Annotated in this window: 12 protein-coding genes; 10 read left to right on the top strand and 2 right to left on the bottom strand. The window is 67.8% G+C overall.

The window, feature by feature from the left end:
- The first annotated feature begins 60 nt into the window (after positions 1-60).
- The 6 genes from KY501_RS47390 (at position 61) to meaB (ending at position 10366) form a co-directional block, all read left to right on the top strand.
- Entirely contained in the window at positions 61-1485 is a 1425-nt protein-coding gene (locus tag KY501_RS47390; protein ID WP_224371788.1) for a short-chain fatty acyl-CoA regulator family protein, read from the top strand.
- 119 nt (positions 1486-1604) lie between these two features.
- A complete protein-coding gene (locus tag KY501_RS47385; RefSeq protein ID WP_224371786.1) occupies positions 1605-2063 on the top strand; it encodes a VOC family protein in 459 nt (152 codons plus the stop codon).
- 4 nt (positions 2064-2067) lie between these two features.
- Positions 2068-5535 (top strand): methylmalonyl-CoA mutase family protein, encoded by a 3468-nt coding sequence (locus KY501_RS47380; RefSeq protein ID WP_224371784.1) that lies wholly within the window; start codon positions 2068-2070, stop codon positions 5533-5535.
- Positions 5536-5568: 33 nt separating this feature from the next.
- Complete coding sequence (locus tag KY501_RS47375) at positions 5569-7224, top strand: methylmalonyl-CoA mutase family protein (RefSeq protein WP_224371781.1); 1656 nt, start codon at positions 5569-5571, stop codon at positions 7222-7224.
- Positions 7221-9362, top strand: coding sequence for a methylmalonyl-CoA mutase (scpA, locus tag KY501_RS47370; protein WP_224371779.1), 2142 nt, complete (start codon positions 7221-7223; stop codon positions 9360-9362). Before KY501_RS47375 ends, scpA begins: the two co-directional genes overlap by 4 nt.
- The gene (gene meaB, locus KY501_RS47365) at positions 9359-10366 is read left to right on the top strand and encodes a methylmalonyl Co-A mutase-associated GTPase MeaB (RefSeq protein WP_224371777.1); all 1008 of its coding nucleotides are present in this window, start codon (positions 9359-9361) and stop codon (positions 10364-10366) included. The genes scpA and meaB overlap by 4 nt, the downstream gene beginning before the upstream one ends.
- Before the next feature lie 36 nt (positions 10367-10402).
- Here the strand turns inward: meaB and KY501_RS47360 are convergent, their stop codons facing one another.
- Complete coding sequence (locus KY501_RS47360) at positions 10403-13462, bottom strand: serine/threonine-protein kinase (protein WP_224371775.1); 3060 nt, start codon at positions 13460-13462, stop codon at positions 10403-10405.
- 117 nt (positions 13463-13579) lie between these two features.
- Here KY501_RS47360 and KY501_RS47355 point away from each other — a divergent pair, with 117 nt between their 5' ends.
- Positions 13580-14854 (top strand): ATP-binding protein, encoded by a 1275-nt coding sequence (locus tag KY501_RS47355; RefSeq protein ID WP_224371773.1) that lies wholly within the window; start codon positions 13580-13582, stop codon positions 14852-14854.
- Between the two features lie 349 nt (positions 14855-15203).
- Here KY501_RS47355 and KY501_RS47350 read toward each other — a convergent pair whose 3' ends face one another.
- Positions 15204-15404: a hypothetical protein gene (locus KY501_RS47350; protein WP_224371771.1), complete on the bottom strand. Its 201-nt coding sequence runs from the start codon at positions 15402-15404 to the stop codon at positions 15204-15206.
- A gap of 236 nt (positions 15405-15640) precedes the next feature.
- Between KY501_RS47350 and KY501_RS47345 the strand changes: the two genes are divergently transcribed.
- The 3 genes from KY501_RS47345 to KY501_RS47330 all read left to right on the top strand — a co-directional run bounded on the left by KY501_RS47345 (position 15641) and on the right by KY501_RS47330 (position 17837).
- Entirely contained in the window at positions 15641-16456 is an 816-nt protein-coding gene (locus tag KY501_RS47345; RefSeq protein ID WP_224371768.1) for a hypothetical protein, read from the top strand.
- A gap of 450 nt (positions 16457-16906) precedes the next feature.
- Positions 16907-17053, top strand: coding sequence for a hypothetical protein (locus tag KY501_RS47335; protein WP_224371766.1), 147 nt, complete (start codon positions 16907-16909; stop codon positions 17051-17053).
- A 346-nt stretch (positions 17054-17399) separates the two neighbouring features.
- Positions 17400-17837, top strand: a complete 438-nt coding sequence (locus tag KY501_RS47330; protein ID WP_224371765.1) for a transposase family protein — start codon at positions 17400-17402, stop codon at positions 17835-17837.
- The last annotated feature ends 59 nt before the right edge of the window (positions 17838-17896 follow it).

The raw sequence follows: 17896 nt of genomic DNA, 5'->3' as shown, positions 1-17896 counted from the left end.
AATGGCGTATTATTGCGGGCTTGGATTGCGAAACTGCGAATCTTGCGACAAGGTTCGCGCATGACCAAGAGCTTCATGGGTGTCCGCCTCCGGCGCTTGAGAGAGCAGCGCCAGATGAGCCAGATCGCCGCCGCGCGAGCGCTCGGGCTCTCGCCGAGCTACTACAACCAGCTCGAGAACGACGAGCGGCCCCTCACCGTCCCTGTGCTGGTCAAGGTGAGCGCCACCTTCGGCGTCGACGTGCAGGTCTTCTCGGAGGAAGCGGAAGCGCGCCTGATCTCAGACATCCGGGACGCCCTCTCCGCCGCGGCCCTCGAGGAGCCCATTGCTGCCGCGGAGTTGCGCGAGTTCGCGAGCCGCATGCCCACCATCGGCCGTGCGCTGGTCACGATGCACCGCCGACTCCGCGAGGCGGTCGACCGGGCGGACGCGATGGCGGATCGGCTCGGGGGCGGAGCACGCCACGTCGCTTCCTCGCTTCCGCTGATGCCCTTCGAGGAGGTTCGAGACTTCTTCTACGCGCGGAACAACCATGTGGACGAACTCGAGACGGTGGCGGAGCGGCTCTTCGCGGAAGCGAAGCTGCGCATCGGCGAGGTGACCAGTGGTCTCTCCGAGCGGCTCACACAGCGGCACGGCGTGAAGCTCATCGTCAGTGGAGACGAGCCCGCCGCGCCTTCGTCTCAGCGCAAGTACGAGCCGCGCGAACGGCGACTGGTGCTCGCCAGCCATCTGTCGGCCGGCCAGCGGGCGTTTCAGATGGCCACGCAGCTCGCCTTCCTGGAGTTTGGGGAGCTCATCCAACGCCTGGTCGACGAGACCCGCTTCTCGAGCGACGAGGCCCGCTCGCTGGCGCGCATCGGGCTTGCCAACTACTTCGCGGGCGCGCTCATCATGCCCTACCGCCTCTTCCTCGAGGCAGCGGAGGAGTTGCGCTACGACATCGATCGGCTCCGGCAGCGCTTCGGGGTCGGGTTCGAGGTCACCTGCCACCGCCTCAGCACGCTGCAGCGCGCCGACGCGCGCGGGGTCCCCTTCTTCTTCATTCGCGTCGATCGCGCCGGCAACATCTCGAAGCGCCAATCGGCCACCGACTTTCACTTCTCGCGCGTCGGTGGAACGTGCCCGCTGTGGAATGTCTATGAGGCCTTCGCGCAACCGGGTCGCATCCTGAGGCAGCTCGCCCAGATGCCTGACGGCCGGACATATCTGTGGATCGCGCGGACGGTGTCACGGGAGCACGGCGGTTACGCCGCGCCGAGCAAGACCTTCGCGATCGCCCTCGGGTGCGACGTGCGCCATGCAGGTCGGCTCGTGTACTCGAAGGGTCTCGACCTGGAAGATCCCAGCGCCCCTACGCCCATCGGCGCGGGGTGTAAGGTGTGCGAGCGCACGGCCTGCCCACAGCGCGCGTTCCCGCCCCTCGGCGGCAAGGTCGTCGTGGACGAGAACGAGAGGCGCCTCGAGCCCTACTCCGTGGCGTGAGCCGGCAGCCCAGGTGCGTTTCGGGGCCTCAGCTCATTCGCAAACTTCGCAAGTCGTGCGTTAGAGCCGCGAATTTATAGGCACCTTCATGCTTTGCCGGGTGGAAGCGCCGTGTGTATATGGCGAAGACGATGGGCACGACGCCAAGACCTTGGGGGCACCACGCGGTCAACCCGGCGCTGATCGTGAACCACATCCCCACGCTGCTCGACTTTCTCTGCGACGTGTTCGGTGCCGTGCTGCTCAAGCGCGTGGCACTGCCCGACGGCAACGTGCTGCACGCGGAGGTGTTGATCAAGGACTCGCTGGTGATGATCAGCGCGCCGCGGATGGGGGCTTCGCCGATGCCTTGCGCGTTGGGCCTGTACTGCGACGACGTTGACGAGACCTACCGCCGCGCGTTGGAGTCCGGCGCCCGCTCGCTCCACGCTCCCGTGGATCAGATCTACGGGCACCGCACCGCAGGTATCGTCGACCCCGTCGGCAATCGGTGGACGCTCCACACCGTCATCGAAGAGGTCTCGCCCGAAGAGTTGCAGCGCCGCTCGGCGGCCATGCTGCGCCAGAAAGGCAACTGACACCATGTCCCGTCTCGTCTCGCGCCCAGTGGTTGGGCCCTACAAGCCCACCCACCACATCCGGCTGGTGAGCGCAGCCTCCCTGTTCGACGGCCACGACGCCGCGATCAACGTGATGCGGCGCCTGATGCAGGCGTCAGGCGCCGAGGTCATCCACCTGGGGCACAACCGCTCGGTCGCGGAGATCGTGAACTGCGCGATCCAGGAGGATGTCCAGGGCATCGCCATCACGTCGTACCAGGGCGGCCATGTCGAGTTCTTCAAGTACATGATCGATCTGCTGAAGCGGGCGAACGCGCGGACGCTCGTCTTCGGCGGTGGGGGCGGCACCATCCTGCCGACGGAGATCGAAGAGTTGCACGCCTACGGAGTCTCGCGCCTCTACTCGCCCGATGACGGCCGCGCCATGGGCCTGCAGGGCATGATCAACGACCTGCTCCAGCGCAGCGACTTCGAGAAGCGCGCGCCCGCGTTCCAGCCGCTGCTCGACGCGCTGCCCGGGCGCGAACCGAGCACCATCGCCGGCCTCATCACGATCGCCGAGAACTTCCCCGAGGCCGGAGATCAGCTGCGCGCGGCGCTGGCGGCGCGCCCCGTGTCCACCCCGCGCCCTCCCGTGCTCGGCATCACCGGCACCGGAGGCTCCGGCAAATCGAGCCTCATCGACGAGCTGGTGCGGCGCTTCCTCGACGACGATCCGAAGCAGACCATCGCGGTGTTGTCGGTGGACCCGTCCAAGCGAAAGACGGGCGGCGCGCTCCTGGGAGATCGCATTCGCATGAACGCGATCGATGACCCGCGCGTGTACATGCGCTCGCTCGCGACGCGGCAGTCGAACCTCGCGCTCTCCAAGCACGTGGGCGAATCGATCGACATCTGCCGCGCCGCGGGCTTCGACCTGATCATCGTCGAGACCTCGGGCATCGGCCAGTCGGACACCGAGATCACCGAGCACGCCGACGTCTCGCTGTACATCATGACAGCTGAGTACGGCGCGGCGACCCAGCTCGAGAAGATCGACATGCTCGACTTCGCCGACATCATCGCCATCAACAAGTTCGACAAGCGCGGTTCGCTCGACGCCCTGCGCGACGTGCGCAAGCAGTGGAGGCGCAACCACAACACCTTCGACATCGCCGACGACGACGTGCCGGTGCACGGCACCATCGCCTCCCAGTTCAACGACCCGGGCATGAACCGGCTGTACCGCGCGATCATCGACACCCTGGCGAAGAAGACCAGCGCGCCGCTCGCGACGCGCAAGGAGCTGACTCCCGGCATGAGCGAGAAGCGGTGGATCATCCCCCCCGAGCGGACGCGCTACCTCGCCGAGATCTCCGAGACCTGCGAGGCCTATGACGCCTTCGTGCGCGAGCAGGCGATCATCGCGCGGCGCATGTACCAGCTGCGCGGCACCATCGAGACGCTGCGCGCGAACGTCGGCAAGAAGCGGCTCGAGATCATCGAGCCCTCGGGCAAGGACGACGTGGTGCAGGTGACCCAGCGCATCGAGGGAGAGCCCTCGTATGTGCGCGAGCTCGACGAGCTCTACCGGGACCTCGAGTCCCGCCTGCACCCCGAGTGCAAGCGGCTGCTCGACGAGTGGCCTGCGACCCGGCGCAGGTATGCGGCGGCGAAGTATCAATTCCAGGTGCGTGACAAGGTCATCGAACTCGACCTCTTCTCTGAGTCGCTCTCCCACCTGCGGATCCCCAAGGTGTCCCTGCCGAAGTACGAGGACTGGGGCGACGTGCTCACGTGGCTGCTGCGTGAAGCGCCTCCCGGCCAGTTCCCCTTCACCGCGGGCGTGTTCCCGCTGAAGCGGGACAACGAAGACCCAGCCCGCATGTTCGCGGGTGAAGGAGGGCCTGAGCGCACCAACCGCCGCTTCCACTATGTGTCGCGCGGGCTGCCCGCCAAGCGGCTGTCGACGGCGTTCGACTCGGTGACGCTGTACGGCGAGGACCCCGACTCGAGACCCGATATCTACGGCAAGGTGGGCAACTCGGGCGTCAGCATCGCCAGCGTCGATGATGCGAAGAAGCTCTACTCCGGGTTCGACCTGGCCGACCCGGCGACGTCGGTCTCGATGACCATCAACGGCCCCGCGCCGATGCTGTTGGGCTTCTTCTTGAACGCGGCCATCGATCAAGGCTGCGAGAAGTGGATCCGCGCCCAGGGCAAGACGCAGGAGGTCGAAGAGAAGATCGCGGCGCTGTACGCACAGCGCGGAGTCGAGCGCCCGCGCTACCAGGGGGCGCTGCCCGACGGCAACGACGGACTGGGCCTGATGCTGCTGGGGGTGTCTGGCGATGAGGTGCTGCCGCACGACGTCTACGAGAAGATCCGCGCGGCGACGCTGTCCCAGGTACGAGGCACGGTGCAGGCCGACATCCTGAAAGAGGACCAGGCGCAGAACACCTGCATCTTCTCCACCGAGTTCGCCCTGCGAATGATGGGCGACATCCAGCAGTACTTCATCGACAGCAAGGTCCGGAACTTCTACTCGGTATCGATCTCCGGGTACCACATCGCCGAGGCCGGGGCGAACCCCATCTCGCAGCTCGCCTTCACGCTCTCCAATGGTTTCACCTTCGTCGAGTACTACCTGTCACGCGGGATGCACATCGACGACTTCGCGCCGAACCTGTCGTTCTTCTTCTCGAACGGCATGGACCCTGAGTACACGGTCATCGGGCGGGTCGCCCGCCGCATCTGGTCGCGCACGATCCGCGACAAGTACGGAGGCAATGAGCGCTCGCAGAAGTTGAAGTATCACATCCAGACATCGGGCCGGTCACTGCACGCGCAGGAGATCGCCTTCAACGACATCCGCACCACGCTGCAGGCGCTGCTCGCCCTTCAAGACAACTGCAACTCCCTGCACACCAACGCCTACGACGAGGCCATCACCACGCCGACCGAAGAGAGCGTGCGGCGCGCGCTGGCGATTCAGCTGGTCATCAACAAGGAGTTCGGCCTCGCCAAGAACGAGAATCCCACACAGGGATCCTTCGTCGTCGAAGAGCTGACCGATCTCGTCGAGAACGCGGTGCTGGCCGAGTTCCGGGCCCTGTCCGAGCGCGGCGGCGTGCTCGGCGCGATGGAGCGCATGTACCAGCGGTCGAAGATCCAGGAAGAGTCGCTGTACTACGAGACGCTGAAGCACAACGGCGCGCTCCCCCTCATCGGGGTGAACACCTTCCTCGATCAAAAAGGGTCACCGACCCTCACTCCCCCCGAGGTCATTCGCGCGACGAAGGAGGAGAAGGACTATGCCATCGACGCTCGCAATGCGTTCTGGAAGCGCAACGAGGAGGCAGCTCCCAAGGCGCTCGAGCAGGTGCAGCGCGCCGCGCTCGACGGACAGAACGTGTTCAGCGCCCTGATAGAGGCATGTAAGGTCTGTACGCTCGGACAGCTCTCGCGCGCGATGTATCGCGTGGGGGGGCAGTACCGCCGGAACATGTAACGATGACGCGCACGGCGCTCGGGGTCGAATGAGATGAGCACTGCCCCTTCAGGTTTTCCGCCCACCACGCTTGGAGACTGGCGCGCGCTGGTCGACAAAGAGCTGGCCGGTGTGCCCTTCGAGAAGGCGCTGGTGTACCAGGCGCTCGAGGGCGTGAGAGTGGCTCCGCTGTATACAGACAGGCCCGCCACGCCCCTGTGGCGCGAGCCATCCGCTCGGCCGTTCCGTATCTGCATGCGGCATGGCGAGCGGGCGGACGAAGCGGCCTTGAGGGAGGATGTCGCGTCGGGCGCCGACGCGCTGTGGGTGCCTCTTGGCGAGGTGCCGGCGGACCTGCGGACGTTCTACGTGCTCGACCCAGGCGCGCTGCCAGCTTCCACGGTGGCGAGCCGGGCGCCCTCACAGGATGGCTTCATCCTCGGGATCGACCCTCTCGCCACGTGCGCGCTCGAGCTCGCTCCGGTCTCGGCATTGAAGGACGAACTCGCCACGCTCACCTCGGTGGTGCGAGCTGTGGGCACCCGGGGGACCCCGCTGGTGGTCTCGACGCTGCCGTATCACAACGCTGGGGCGGACCCCGCGGACGAGATCGCCTGCGCGTTGTCGGCCGGCGCATGCTACCTGCGAGCGCTCGAGGAGCTCACCCCTGGGCAGGCGGCTGCGGCGCTCTCCCTGCGCGTGGCCGTGGGCCGCGACACGTTCCTCGAGCTGTGCAAGCTGCGCGCTCTGCGCACGTGCTGGGCGAAGCTGCTGGCCGCGGCAGGGGCCGAGGACGCTCCGCGTGCGCTGGTGCATGCGGTGTGCTCCTCCCGCACGATGACCGCGAGGGATCCGTGGGTGAACATGCTACGCGTCACCACGCAGACCTTCGCCGCGGTGCTCGGCGGAGCCGATCTCGTCACCCCGCTCGCCTTCGACGAAGCGCTCGGGCCTGCCTCGGCCCTCGGGCACCGCGTGGCCCGCAACACGGGGCTCGTCTTGCGTGAGGAGAGCGCGCTGGGGCATGTCGCTGATCCCGCTGGCGGCGCGTATGCCTTTGAGACCCTCACCGACGCCCTGGCGCGCGAGGCATGGAGACGCTTCCAAGCCCTGGAGCGGGAGGGAGGCCTCGCCGCCGCCCTCGCAAGCGGCACGCTGGCCGCGCGGCTCGCGGCGGCTGCGCAGACCCGGGCCGAGCAGGTCTCCAAGCGCAAGCTACCGGTGCTGGGGGTGGGTGATTTCGCCAACCTCGACGAGGTGCTGCCGAGGCCGGCGCCGACCCAAGGCGACCCCGCCGCGCAGCGCTTTCCATTGCGCCGCGACGCGTGGCCGCTCGAGGCGCTGCGCGCAAAGGCCGAAGCGCTGAGTCTCCCTGACGTGCTGCTCGTCACGCTGGGCTCGTTCGCCGAGTCACGTCCACGGACTGGCTTCGCGGCGGGCTTCTTCGCTGCTGGCGGGCTGAAGACGCGCGAGACCACCGGGGACGAGCGCGCCGCCGTCGTCTGCCTGTGCGGCACCGACGAGCGCTACGCCGCCGAAGCGCCAGCCCGGGCCCGCGCGCTGAAGGCTCTCGGCTGCAAGCGCGTGCTGCTCGCGGGCCGCCCCGGAGCGCTCGAGGCGTCATTGCGCGAGGCAGGCGTCGATGGCTTCATCTTCCTCGGCGCCGATGTCGTGGCGACGCTGGCTCCGCTGCTCGAGGTGATGGCATGAAGCTGCCAGACTTTGGCGCGCTCGATTTCGATGCAGTGACTCCGCGGCCGCGCGCACCGGACTCGTCGCTCGAGGGGAGTTGGGACACTCCTGAGAAGATCCCCCTGCGGCGGATCTATGGACCCGAGGCGCTCGACGGCACCGGCCACCTCGACACGCTGCCTGGCCTGCCACCCTTCGTGCGGGGGCCCTACCCCACGATGTACGTGCAGAAGCCCTGGACGGTGCGCCAATACGCCGGCTTCTCGACGGCTGAAGCCTCCAACGCCTTCTACCGGAAGAACCTCGCCGCGGGTCAGATGGGGCTGTCCATCGCCTTCGATCTGGCCACCCACCGTGGCTATGACAGCGACCATCCGCGCGTGGCGGGAGATGTCGGGATGGCCGGCGTCGCCATCGACTCGATCCTCGACATGCGGCTGCTGTTCGACGGCATCCCGCTCGACAAGATGAGCGTGTCGATGACGATGAACGGCGCGGTGCTGCCCGTGCTCGCGCTCTACGTGGTCGCCGCCGAGGAGCAAGGGGTCAAGCCCGAGCAGCTCCAGGGCACCATCCAGAACGACATCCTCAAAGAGTTCATGGTGCGGAACACGTACATCTACCCGCCCGCGCCCTCGATGAAGATCATCGCCGACATCTTCGCGTTCACCTCAGCGAAGATGCCGAAGTTCAACTCCATCTCGATCTCCGGCTACCACATGCAGGAGGCCGGAGCGACGGCCGACCTGGAACTCGGCTACACACTAGCCGACGGCCTCGAGTACGTGCGCACCGGCATCGCGGCGGGGATGCCCGTCGACACGTTCGCGCCTCGACTCTCGTTCTTCTTCGCCATCGGCATGGGCTTCTTCATGGAGGTGGCCAAGCTGCGCGCCGCCCGGCTGCTCTGGGCCGAGCTGATGGCGCGCTTCAATCCGAAGAGCTCCAAGAGCCTCGCGCTGCGCACCCACTGTCAGACGTCGGGCTGGTCGCTGACCGCGCAGGATGTCTACAACAACGTCATTCGAACCTGCGTCGAGGCCATGGCGGCGACCCAGGGCCACACCCAGAGCCTGCACACGAACTCGCTCGACGAAGCGCTGGCGCTGCCCACGGACTTCTCGGCCCGCATCGCCCGCAACACCCAGCTCCAGCTGCAGCTCGAGTCGGGCACGACCCGGCCGGTCGATCCCTGGGGCGGTAGCTACTACGTCGAGAGGCTCACGCACGAGCTCGCGGCCCGTGCGCGGGCGCACCTCGCAGAGGTCGAGAGCCTGGGAGGGATGGTAAAGGCCATCGAGGCCGGCGTGCCCAAGCTGCGCATCGAGGAGGCCGCCGCGCGCACGCAAGCGCGCATCGATTCGGGGCGACAGACCATCATCGGCGTGAACCGCTACAAGCCGACATCCGACGAGACCGTGCCTGTGCTGAAGGTCGACAACGAGCGGGTGCGGAAGACCCAGGTGGAGCGGCTCGAGAAGCTGCGCCGCGAGCGCGACGACGCACAGGTGTACGCGAAGCTCGACGCGCTCACCGCGTGCGCCGAAGGGCGCGGAGGCAACCTGCTCGAGCTCGCCATCGCCGCGGCGCGCGCGCGGGCATCGGTGGGAGAGATCTCGTACGCGCTCGAGAAGGTGTGGGGACGCCATCAGGCGGAGATTCGCGCCATCTCTGGAGTGTATGCTCGCGAGGTGGGTGAGACCTCCCAGGCCGTCGAGTCGGTGCGCACGCGAACGAAGACGTTCTCCGAGCGCGAGGGCCGGCGACCGCGCATCCTCGTCGCGAAGATGGGACAAGATGGCCACGACCGCGGCCAGAAGGTGATCGCCACCGCGTTCGCCGACCTCGGCTTCGACGTCGACATCGGCCCGCTCTTCCAGACGCCCGAAGAGACGGCGCGCGCGGCCATCGAGAACGACGTCCACGTCATCGGCGCGAGCTCCCTGGCGGCAGGCCACCTCACCCTGGTTCCCGCGCTGCGCAAGGCGCTGGCGGAACTCGGGCGGCCGGACATCCTGGTGGTGGTGGGCGGAGTCATCCCCCCCGATGACTACCCCGCGCTGCGGGCCGCGGGGGCGTCCGAGATCTTCGGTCCTGGCACCGTGATCGCCGAGGCGGCGGAGTCCCTGCTCGACCGGCTGGAAGGCGGCGCATGAGCCCCCGCCGTCCACGGTTGAGCCTCGAGGAGTACGAGCAAGGAGTCCGCGCGGCGAACCGGACCGTGCTCGCGCAGGCCATCACGCTCGTCGAGAGCCGCGACGAGGCCGATGGGCAGCTCGCACAGGCGCTGCTGACCCGCCTGATGCCCGCCACCGGCAAGGCCCTGCGCGTCGGCATCACCGGAGTTCCCGGCGTGGGCAAGAGCACGCTCATCGACACGCTGGGCATGCAGCTCCTCGGGCGGGGCAAGACGGTGGCGGTGCTCGCCATCGACCCTTCGAGCAGCGTGTCGGGCGGCTCGATCCTGGGAGACAAGACGCGCATGGCCCGGCTCTCGGTCGAGCCCAGGGCGTTCATCCGGCCTTCGCCGAGCGGCATGTCCCCCGGCGGCATCGCGCGGCGCACGCGTGAGACGATGCTGTTGTGCGAGGCCGCCGGGTTCGACGTAGTGATGGTGGAGACCGTCGGCGTCGGCCAGGGCGAGACCACTGTGAGCGAGATGGTCGACTTCTTCCTGGTGCTCATGCTTCCCGGCGCGGGGGATGAGCTGCAGGGCATCAAGAAGGGCATTCTCGAGCTGGCCGACGGCATCGCGGTGAACAAGTCCGACGGAGACGGTGCCCGCCGCGCGCGCACTTCGCTGTCGGATCTCAAGGCCGCGCTGCACTACCTGCCGCGGCGCAGGCTGACGTGGGCCACTCGCGCTGTCGCCGTGTCAGGGCTCACGGGCGAGGGACTGGACGAGCTGTGGAAGCTGGTCGAGGAGCACCGCGCGATGCTGGAAGACACGGGCCAGTTCGCCGCGCACCGCGCCGGGCAACAGCGAGCGTGGCTGTGGGCGCTCATCAGTGAGCGCTTCGAGCGGACGTTCCGGGCGCACCCCGAGGTCTCCAGGCTGCTGCCACAGCTCGAGGCGGACGTGGTCGCCGGCCGCACCACGGCGCCGCTCGCGACCGACGCGCTGTTCGCCGCGTTCCGGCTTCCACGATCCGACGCGTGAGCGCCGCCTCGCTCACCAGGGGCCTGGCCTCCCAACTCAGCCTCGGGACGCCAACCACTGGGACACCTCCGCCAGCCGGAGGGCGTGACCGCGGCGGCGCCATTCCTCGCGTGCGCGGGTGGCCAGCTCCAGGGCGCGAGGGCGATCCTGCTTCGACTCCCAGAGGGCCTGGGCCAGCACGAACCGCGTCTCCGTGGCCGCTTCCTCCGGTGCGACCCGCAAGGCCCGCTCGAGCAACGGCACGGCCGCCGCGGGTTTGCCTCTCGCCAACTGGAGCAATCCCAGCCCGGTGAGCGGCTCCGCCAGCCCGGCGTGATCCTGAGGCTGCTGTTGCAGGGCCAGCGCGCGATCCAGCTGGCGCTGCGCCTCGTCATACCTCCGCAGCCCCGTGAGGGCCCGGCCCAGCAGCGTGAGCGGGATGGAGAGCACCGGATGCTGAGGCCCCAGCGCCTTTTCCAGGATGGCCAGCGCGTGCTCCTGCCGGGCCCTGGCTTCCTCATACCGGCCCAGGTCCCCGAACACTCCGCCCAGGTTGATGAGCATGCCCGCCACATCCGGGTGCTCGGGCCCAAAGGTCTTCTCTTGGATGGCCAGCGCGCGCTCGAAGCGCGACCGCGCTTCGTCGTACCGGCCCAGCCCCGCCAACGCAATGCCCAGGCTGGCGAGCACCTTGGAGACATCCGGGTGCTCGGGGCCCAGCACCTTCTCCAGGCTGGCCACGCCGCGCTCATGCAGGGCCCGAGCCTCCTCGTACCGCCCCTGGTCCAGGAGCACGTTCCCCAAGTGCTGAAGCACGGTCACCGTCTGGAGGTGCTCGGGGCCCAGAGCGCCCTCCAGGATGCTCAGGGCCCGCGTGTACCGGGCCTTGGCCTCCTCAGGCAGGCCCAGCTCCTTGAACACCACCCCCAGGGAGGTGAGCGTGGAGGCCACCGTCACGTGCGTGGGCCCCACCGTGTCCTGCTGAATGGCCAGGGCGCGCTCGAGCTGCTGCTTCGCCTCCGCGTACTGGCCCTGGCGCCGGAGCACGGTGCCCAGGTCCGTGAGCGCCAGCGCTACCTGGAGGTGGTTGGCTCCAAAGCGCTTCTCCCGAAGCGCCAGGGCGCGCTCGTAGCGCTCCTTCGCCTCCGCATACCGGCCCACGCTCTCGAGCAGCCGGCCCCTCGCCCGCAACGAGTCGGCACGGGTGCCCTCGTCGTTGGCCAGCTCCACCACCGTCTCCACCATGGGCTCCAACACCTCGGCCTCCTGGGGACGTGCCTGGCGCACCCCCACCAGCAGCAGCCGAAGGTTCCAGGCCTGCGCCGCCAGCACCGCATCCCTGCCCCGGGACGCTTCGGCGATGGCCCGCTGGGCCGTGGCCTCGCTGGCCTTGTAGTCCGCGGCGCCCTCCTGCAACTGGGCCTTGAGCAGCAGCGTCCGCGCATGCAGGGGCGCGTAGCCCAGCGGCTCCACCTGGGGCAGCAGTTGCTCGCTCAGCGCCAGCCCCTCCTTGTACTTGCCGGCCGCGAGCAGCACCGCCAGGGGTTCCACCTGGGCCTGCAGCGCTTCCACCCGTGCGCGCGCCTGGGGATCCTCGGGAGGCGGAACCGCCGCCGTGAGCGCCTGGGCATCCGCGCAGTAATCCAGCGGCGGCAGCGCCTGCGCCACCGGCACGGCCTTGTCCACCAGCTCTGGATCCGGCCCACGACCCAACAGTTCGGTGAAGGCCTGGAGCTGGCTGCGCCGCCGCTCCAGGCAGGCCTCCCGCAGCAGCCCCAGGCTCTGCGACGGCAGCCCCGCCACCGAATGCGCGCCCTCCCCCTGGCACACCTCGACTCTCTGCTTCACCCACGCTTGCGCGTATCCATCCAGCAGCCGCTCCACGCGTTGCGCCGTGTCCTTCGCATACGGAAGCCCCGTGGCCTCCAGCGCCTGGGTGACGCGGGCCTTCACCGTCGCGTCCCATACGCCGTCCAGGCGGCGCTCCAGACTCTCGCAGTTGGAGCCCTGCCGCCCCCAGACCCAGAACATCCCCCCCACGAGCAGCGCCACTACCGCCGCCAATCCTCCCATCCGCAACCAGGTGCGGTGCCGCACCTCGGGATCGTCCTCCAACTGCCGCAACACCCGCTCCAGAGAGTCGGGCCGCCGCAACGGATCGGGGTGCAGGCCCTGCAACACCGCGCGGGAGACCCAGGCGGGCACCGGCGAGTCCGAGGGGGGAACCGGCGGCAGGCCCTCCTTCAACAGGCGGAGGATCGAGGCCATCGAGTCCATGGGAAAGGGGACTCGCCCATAGAGCGCCTCGTAGAGCGAGGCACAGAAGGCATACACGTCACTGCGCACGTTCGCGGGCTGGCCCTGGAGCAGCTCCGGAGCCATGTACGCGGGCGTTCCCATGACAGCGCCCGGCAGGGTGAGCGGCGCCTCCAGCGCCGAGGCAGGAAGCGCAGCGGCAGGCTGCGAGGCGGCGCCTGGCATGGACCCGGACCGAGCCAGGCCGAAGTCCGTGACTCGCACCCGGCCGTCTTCACCGACGAGGACATTGTCGGGTTTGAAGTCGCGGTGGACGAGGCCCGCGGCGTGCGCGGCCGCCAGCCCGCGCCCGGCGTCCAGATAGGCTTTGACGATCTCACGCCAGGACCGAGGCGGGGTGTGCTGGCACCAGCTTCGCAGCGTCTGGCCCTGGACGTACTCCATGGCGATGAAGACGGAGCCGTCCTCGAGCGTCCCCGCATCATAGACAGCCACCACGTGGGGATGATTGAGGCGGGCCATGCTCTGCGCCTCTCGCACCATGCGGACCTGGGCCAGCCCATCGCCACCGTCGGAAGCCTCGCGCGAGTGCACCCGCTTGAGGGCCACACGCCGATCCAGCCGCGCGTCATAGGCGGCCCACACCACGCCCATGCCACCCTGGCCCAAGGAGTCCAACACGGTGTAGCGGCCCGCCAGGGCCTGCCCGGGAGCCACGTGGACGCCACCCGCCCCAGCGGCGGGAGGAGTGGACCAGTCGGGGGGGCCGCCCTCGGCGGAGACGGGGCTCGGCCGCGGGCTGATGAGCGTGCTGGCTTCCCCGAGGGTCTCCGGGTCCACGTCCTGCTTGGGCTCACTCATCCGCGCAGCTCTCCGGGTGATCCGCGAAAGGGTATAGCCCGATCCTCGACTCTGCATCCCTGTCAATTCAACCCAGGGCTCACTAGAGTGGAGGCTACGAGAATGGGGATGCGCGTCGTGAGCGTTCTGCTGCCGTGGCTGATGGCCACCACTCCGTTCGCGACCGCCGCGCCGGGAGCTCCCGAACTCTGGGAACGCTACAGCTGGGTGGTGCTCGCCGTGGTGGTAGCAGGCCTGCTCCAGGCGGCGCTCATCGTCGCGCTGTTGCTGGAGCGGCGGCGGCGCCTGGGAGCCCAGCGGCTGAACCTCTCCGTGCTGGATTCACTCCCAGGCGCGGTGGCCATCCTGGACAGGGACGGTGCGGTGCTTCGGGCCAGCGCCCCCTCGGCCCAGCGCGAGGGATTGGGTGCGCTGTCCACCCAGAGGCTCGTGGTCCCCGGCCGCGCCTACCTGCAGGCACTCCAGAAGCTGGCGCTCTCAGGGGAACTCGAGTCAACGGGGGTGGCCACGCTGCTGGACCAGGTGCTCTCGGGCCGGGTGGAGGAAGGCATGGTGGAGTTTCGGGGCCCCCGGGCAGACACGTGGTTCGAGCTGCGAGCCCGAAGGCTGGAGTTGCCGGGTGGCGGCGCCGTGGTCACGGTGGTGGATGCGACTCCGCGCAGGCGTGCCGAGTTGGAGGCACGCCGGGCCCGGGACGAGCGGGCCCACATGGAGCGAGTGGCCGCAGTGGGCGAGTTGGGGGCCTCCATCGCCCATGAGCTGAACCAGCCCCTCTCGGCCATTCGCACCAATGCCGAGACGGCGCTGCGGCTGCTCCAGCGCACGCCGGCCGACCTCACGCTGCTGCGAGAGGTGCTCGAGGACATCGTCGCCGACGACCAGCGCGCCGGAGAGATCATCCGCCGCACGCGAGCGCTGCTGAAGAAGGACCAGGGGCCTTTCACCTCTCATGATTTCAATGAGCTGGTGCGCCAGGTCGCCCAGTTGGTCGGCAATGATGCGCAGCTCCGGGGCGCCACCCTCACGCTGCAGCTCGCGGACACGCCGCTGCCTGTGAACGGGGATGGGGTTCAGTTACAGCAGGTGGTGCTCAACCTGATCATGAACGCGCTGGATGCTGTGAGTCCGTGTCCGCCCGGAGAGCGGCAGGTCTGGGTGCGCACGCAGCGGACGGACGGGCGCGTGGAGTTGGCCGTGGAGGATACGGGCGTGGGCTTGAGCCCCGAGGCGCAGAAGCGCCTCTTCGAGCCGTTCTTCACCACCAAGGCCACAGGACTGGGGATGGGGCTATCCATCAGCCGCTCCATCCTCGAAGTGCACCAGGGCCGGTTGCAGGCGGAGCCTCGAACGGACCGTGGCACCCGGTTCCGATGCTCCCTTCCCGCTGCTTAACCTTCATGAGGTTCTCGAGCCCGCACGGAACGCCGCCGGGAGCCTCCACCAGCACGGTCCAAGTGACCGTCACCGCAGTGAGCGGATGAGGGTCCCCCACCCTGGGAGCGCGGAGATGGTGAGCACCAAAGCGCACAAGCAAACACTGCTCGATAGGGATCCCGAATTCAGGATCGTCGTCACGGGGTACCCACGATGAACGCGCGAAAGCGCCTCATTCTCATCACTTATGGGCCTGCGCTCGTGGGAAATGGTGGTTGCGCACTCGCTGCTGTCCAGGGAATGGAGCGGACGGTGCTGCCGCTCGCCACTTCTGACGCCGTCAGAAGTTCTCACTCCCAGGCGCGATCTAGAAATACCTCTGCCGTGCAAACTGAATGCCCGGCGGCTCAGGCTGCGGATTCAGTGCCACCCAGGAGAGCACCGAGCGATAGAGCGCCGCTCCCGGCGGCAGCGGTTGAGGGTTCAACCCTCCTCTGACCCCTTGCAGTTCAGAGAGGTCGAGCTCACGGAAGTCGACGGTCGCCATTTCGGTCTCCCCTTCGGTCATGGACCCGCTCCTGGTGGGACCGGTAGCGCCATGGGCACCGGTCCTGTCTACACGAAGGAGTGGGCGACGCTCCGATGTGATGCTGGGAGGAATCCGCTCCCCCAAAATTCCCTGCATAGCCCGTCAGTACCCTGCCTCCCTATGAGGAGTAGAGGCGAAGAGACTGCGATGGGGAGGCCTTTGTGAAGAAAACGTGGCTTGTGCTGATGTCAGTCCTGGGAGTTTCCGCATGCGGGGTGGAGACCCCTGGTGATTCGTTGAACGAGACGGGGCCAGGCCCCACCGCCAGCGCGCAAGCCGAAAGCGAGCTCGTGCCGGTGCAGACTGCCACCAGCGTCCGGACGGGGAGCGGGGTCTATGTGTCCTGCCAGAGCAACGTCTCGCTGGATGCCAACGGCAACCTTCAGTCATGCATCCTGGCAAGCAACTCGTCCATCCGGACGGGCAACGGCGTGTATCACACCGCGCAGGCGGGGACCTTCATCTCGCTCTACACCACAGGCTACTGGCAACAGGGGACGCTCACCTCCAACTCGTCCATCCGGACGGGCAACGGCGTGTATCACACCGCGCAGGCGGGGACCGCCGTCACCCTGTACGCAACGGGCTACTGGCAGCAGGGGACGCTCGCTTCCAACTCGTCCATCCGGACGGGCAACGGCGTGTATCACACCGCACAGGCGGGGACCGTCCTCTCCTTATATGATTCGGGCTACTGGCAGCAGGGGACACTCACCTCCAACTCGTCCATCCGGACGGGCAGCGGCGTGTATCTGACCGCGCAGGCAGGGACCCAGGTGAGCCTGGACACTTCGGGCTACTTCGACACGGGCACCCTCTCCAGCAACTCGAGCATCCGGACCGGACGCGGCATCTATGTCACGTGCGTGAGTGGCCAATCGACCAGCCTCTATGCGGCGTCTGGCTATCTCTACACCTGCGTCCTCGCGAGTTCGCACAGCATCCAGACGGGGACTGGGACGTACCTGACGTGCGGAGCCGGTTACCGGCTCACCTTGAACAGCGCGGGCTACTACATGAGCTGCAACTGAGCGTGGCTCGGTGTCCGCGGAGCGCTCCGCTCCTGAGCGCGTGAAGGAAGGGCCCCCTCCGGGCAGAGGCTGAGCCACCTGGTATGCTTGTCATACCAGTGCGGTTCATTGCCAGGACCCGGGGGCTGTCACTGCATGCTCCGAACCATGGCGCTCACCCGTTCTGAGCCATGTCGATCACCGAGCTGGACAGAGCGCCGAGCACACCGCCCCCAAACGGGGAGCGCGAGGTGGACGGGTCTCCAAGGCACGAGGGAAGTTGGAGGAACAGGTGCGCTTGGCCGAGTACCTCCAACATCCGGGGATTCTCCGCGCCCACGGGCTGCACAAGGCGGAGGGGGCCTGGTACGTCATCACCGATCACCCGTCCGGCATTTCGCTGAATGATGTTCTCGCGCTCGTCATGGAGTGCGAGCCCGCTACCAGACCGCGGGGGAGTTGGAAGCGGACTTGCACCGATGGCTTGGGGGCACGTTCGGCGCGAAGGAGACGAGCACCGAGTTGAAGGCCATAGCGGATGAGGCAGGCGCGCGCATGGCCGACCTGGACTTGCCACACCCGCGTGCACGGCCCCCCGACACGATCACGACGATCTAGGGAGTTGTGCAGTCGCGCCACTGGTTGCCAGGCCCGATTCGTTGTCTGGGGTCGTAGAGCCCAGAAGCTGAGTGGGGCTGGGCACTTGCGTGAAGGCGGATTCCAATCGAACGCAGGGGCCTGCTTGAGGCACCAATCCTGATCCGAAGGCAGTACCGACCGCTTGCTGCCGAAGGGGTGTCGTATGGGGTATGGTGAACAAGAGACTACCTGTGGGGTTGGCTGCTAGGAGGTGGGTGAGCAAAGCCCGGTGCGAAGGCAAAGGCGGGGGAGGAGCCGGCGAGCCCCATCCCCCTATGGCCACCGCAACCACTGGAGCAAAGGCGGAAGCCGGGAGCAGTGATGCATGAGACAAGTCACCAAGCAACAGAGATTGGCCCTGCGCCACGCGCAGGTGTCATGGAGCGAGCAGGTGGAGGATCCGCGGGATGAGCGCGGGAGGCGACATGCCCACCAGGGCTTGCTGGCGCTGCTGGTGGTGGGCTTTGCATGCGGCAGGGCGGGACTGAACCAGATAGAGGAGTTGTCGCAGGACCTGGGGGTGCGCACCCGACGCAAGCTGAAGCTTCCCCGAGCCGTGTCCGACAGCACACTGTGGCGGTTGTTGCAGAGGCAGAGCGTGGCCGGGCTGCGGGAGACGCTACGCGGGTGGGTGCTGGCGCTGCTGGAGCGGGGCGCGTATGAGCCCATGCTGCCGCTGGGGGTGGTGTCCTTCGACGGTAAGGAGCCGCGCAGGAATAAAGTTTCAGTTTGCGGGTGCCCGAGATCGTGCCCATCAATGTAGGCATGGACCTGGAGGAAGTCATCGCGGCGAAGTACCAAGCGCTTGAGAGCGGACTTACA

The organism is Hyalangium versicolor, assembly GCF_020103695.1.
In the GTDB taxonomy this organism is placed as follows: domain Bacteria; phylum Myxococcota; class Myxococcia; order Myxococcales; family Myxococcaceae; genus Hyalangium; species Hyalangium versicolor.
Note: the sequence above shows the minus strand (reverse complement) of the source record. Positions and strands in the feature narration are given on the sequence as shown.

Excerpts from the sequence above, each read along its gene's own strand:
- KY501_RS47390 (WP_224371788.1), top strand. The coding sequence starts at position 61 with ATGACCAAGAGCTTCATGGGTGTCCGCCTCCGGCGCTTGAGAGAGCAG.
- KY501_RS47385 (WP_224371786.1), top strand. The coding sequence starts at position 1,605 with ATGGCGAAGACGATGGGCACGACGCCAAGACCTTGGGGGCACCACGCG.
- KY501_RS47380 (WP_224371784.1), top strand. The coding sequence starts at position 2,068 with ATGTCCCGTCTCGTCTCGCGCCCAGTGGTTGGGCCCTACAAGCCCACC.
- KY501_RS47375 (WP_224371781.1), top strand. The coding sequence starts at position 5,569 with ATGAGCACTGCCCCTTCAGGTTTTCCGCCCACCACGCTTGGAGACTGG.
- scpA (WP_224371779.1), top strand. The coding sequence starts at position 7,221 with ATGAAGCTGCCAGACTTTGGCGCGCTCGATTTCGATGCAGTGACTCCG.
- meaB (WP_224371777.1), top strand. The coding sequence starts at position 9,359 with ATGAGCCCCCGCCGTCCACGGTTGAGCCTCGAGGAGTACGAGCAAGGA.
- KY501_RS47360 (WP_224371775.1), bottom strand. The coding sequence starts at position 13,462 with ATGAGTGAGCCCAAGCAGGACGTGGACCCGGAGACCCTCGGGGAAGCC.
- KY501_RS47350 (WP_224371771.1), bottom strand. The coding sequence starts at position 15,404 with ATGACCGAAGGGGAGACCGAAATGGCGACCGTCGACTTCCGTGAGCTC.
- KY501_RS47330 (WP_224371765.1), top strand. The coding sequence starts at position 17,400 with ATGAGACAAGTCACCAAGCAACAGAGATTGGCCCTGCGCCACGCGCAG.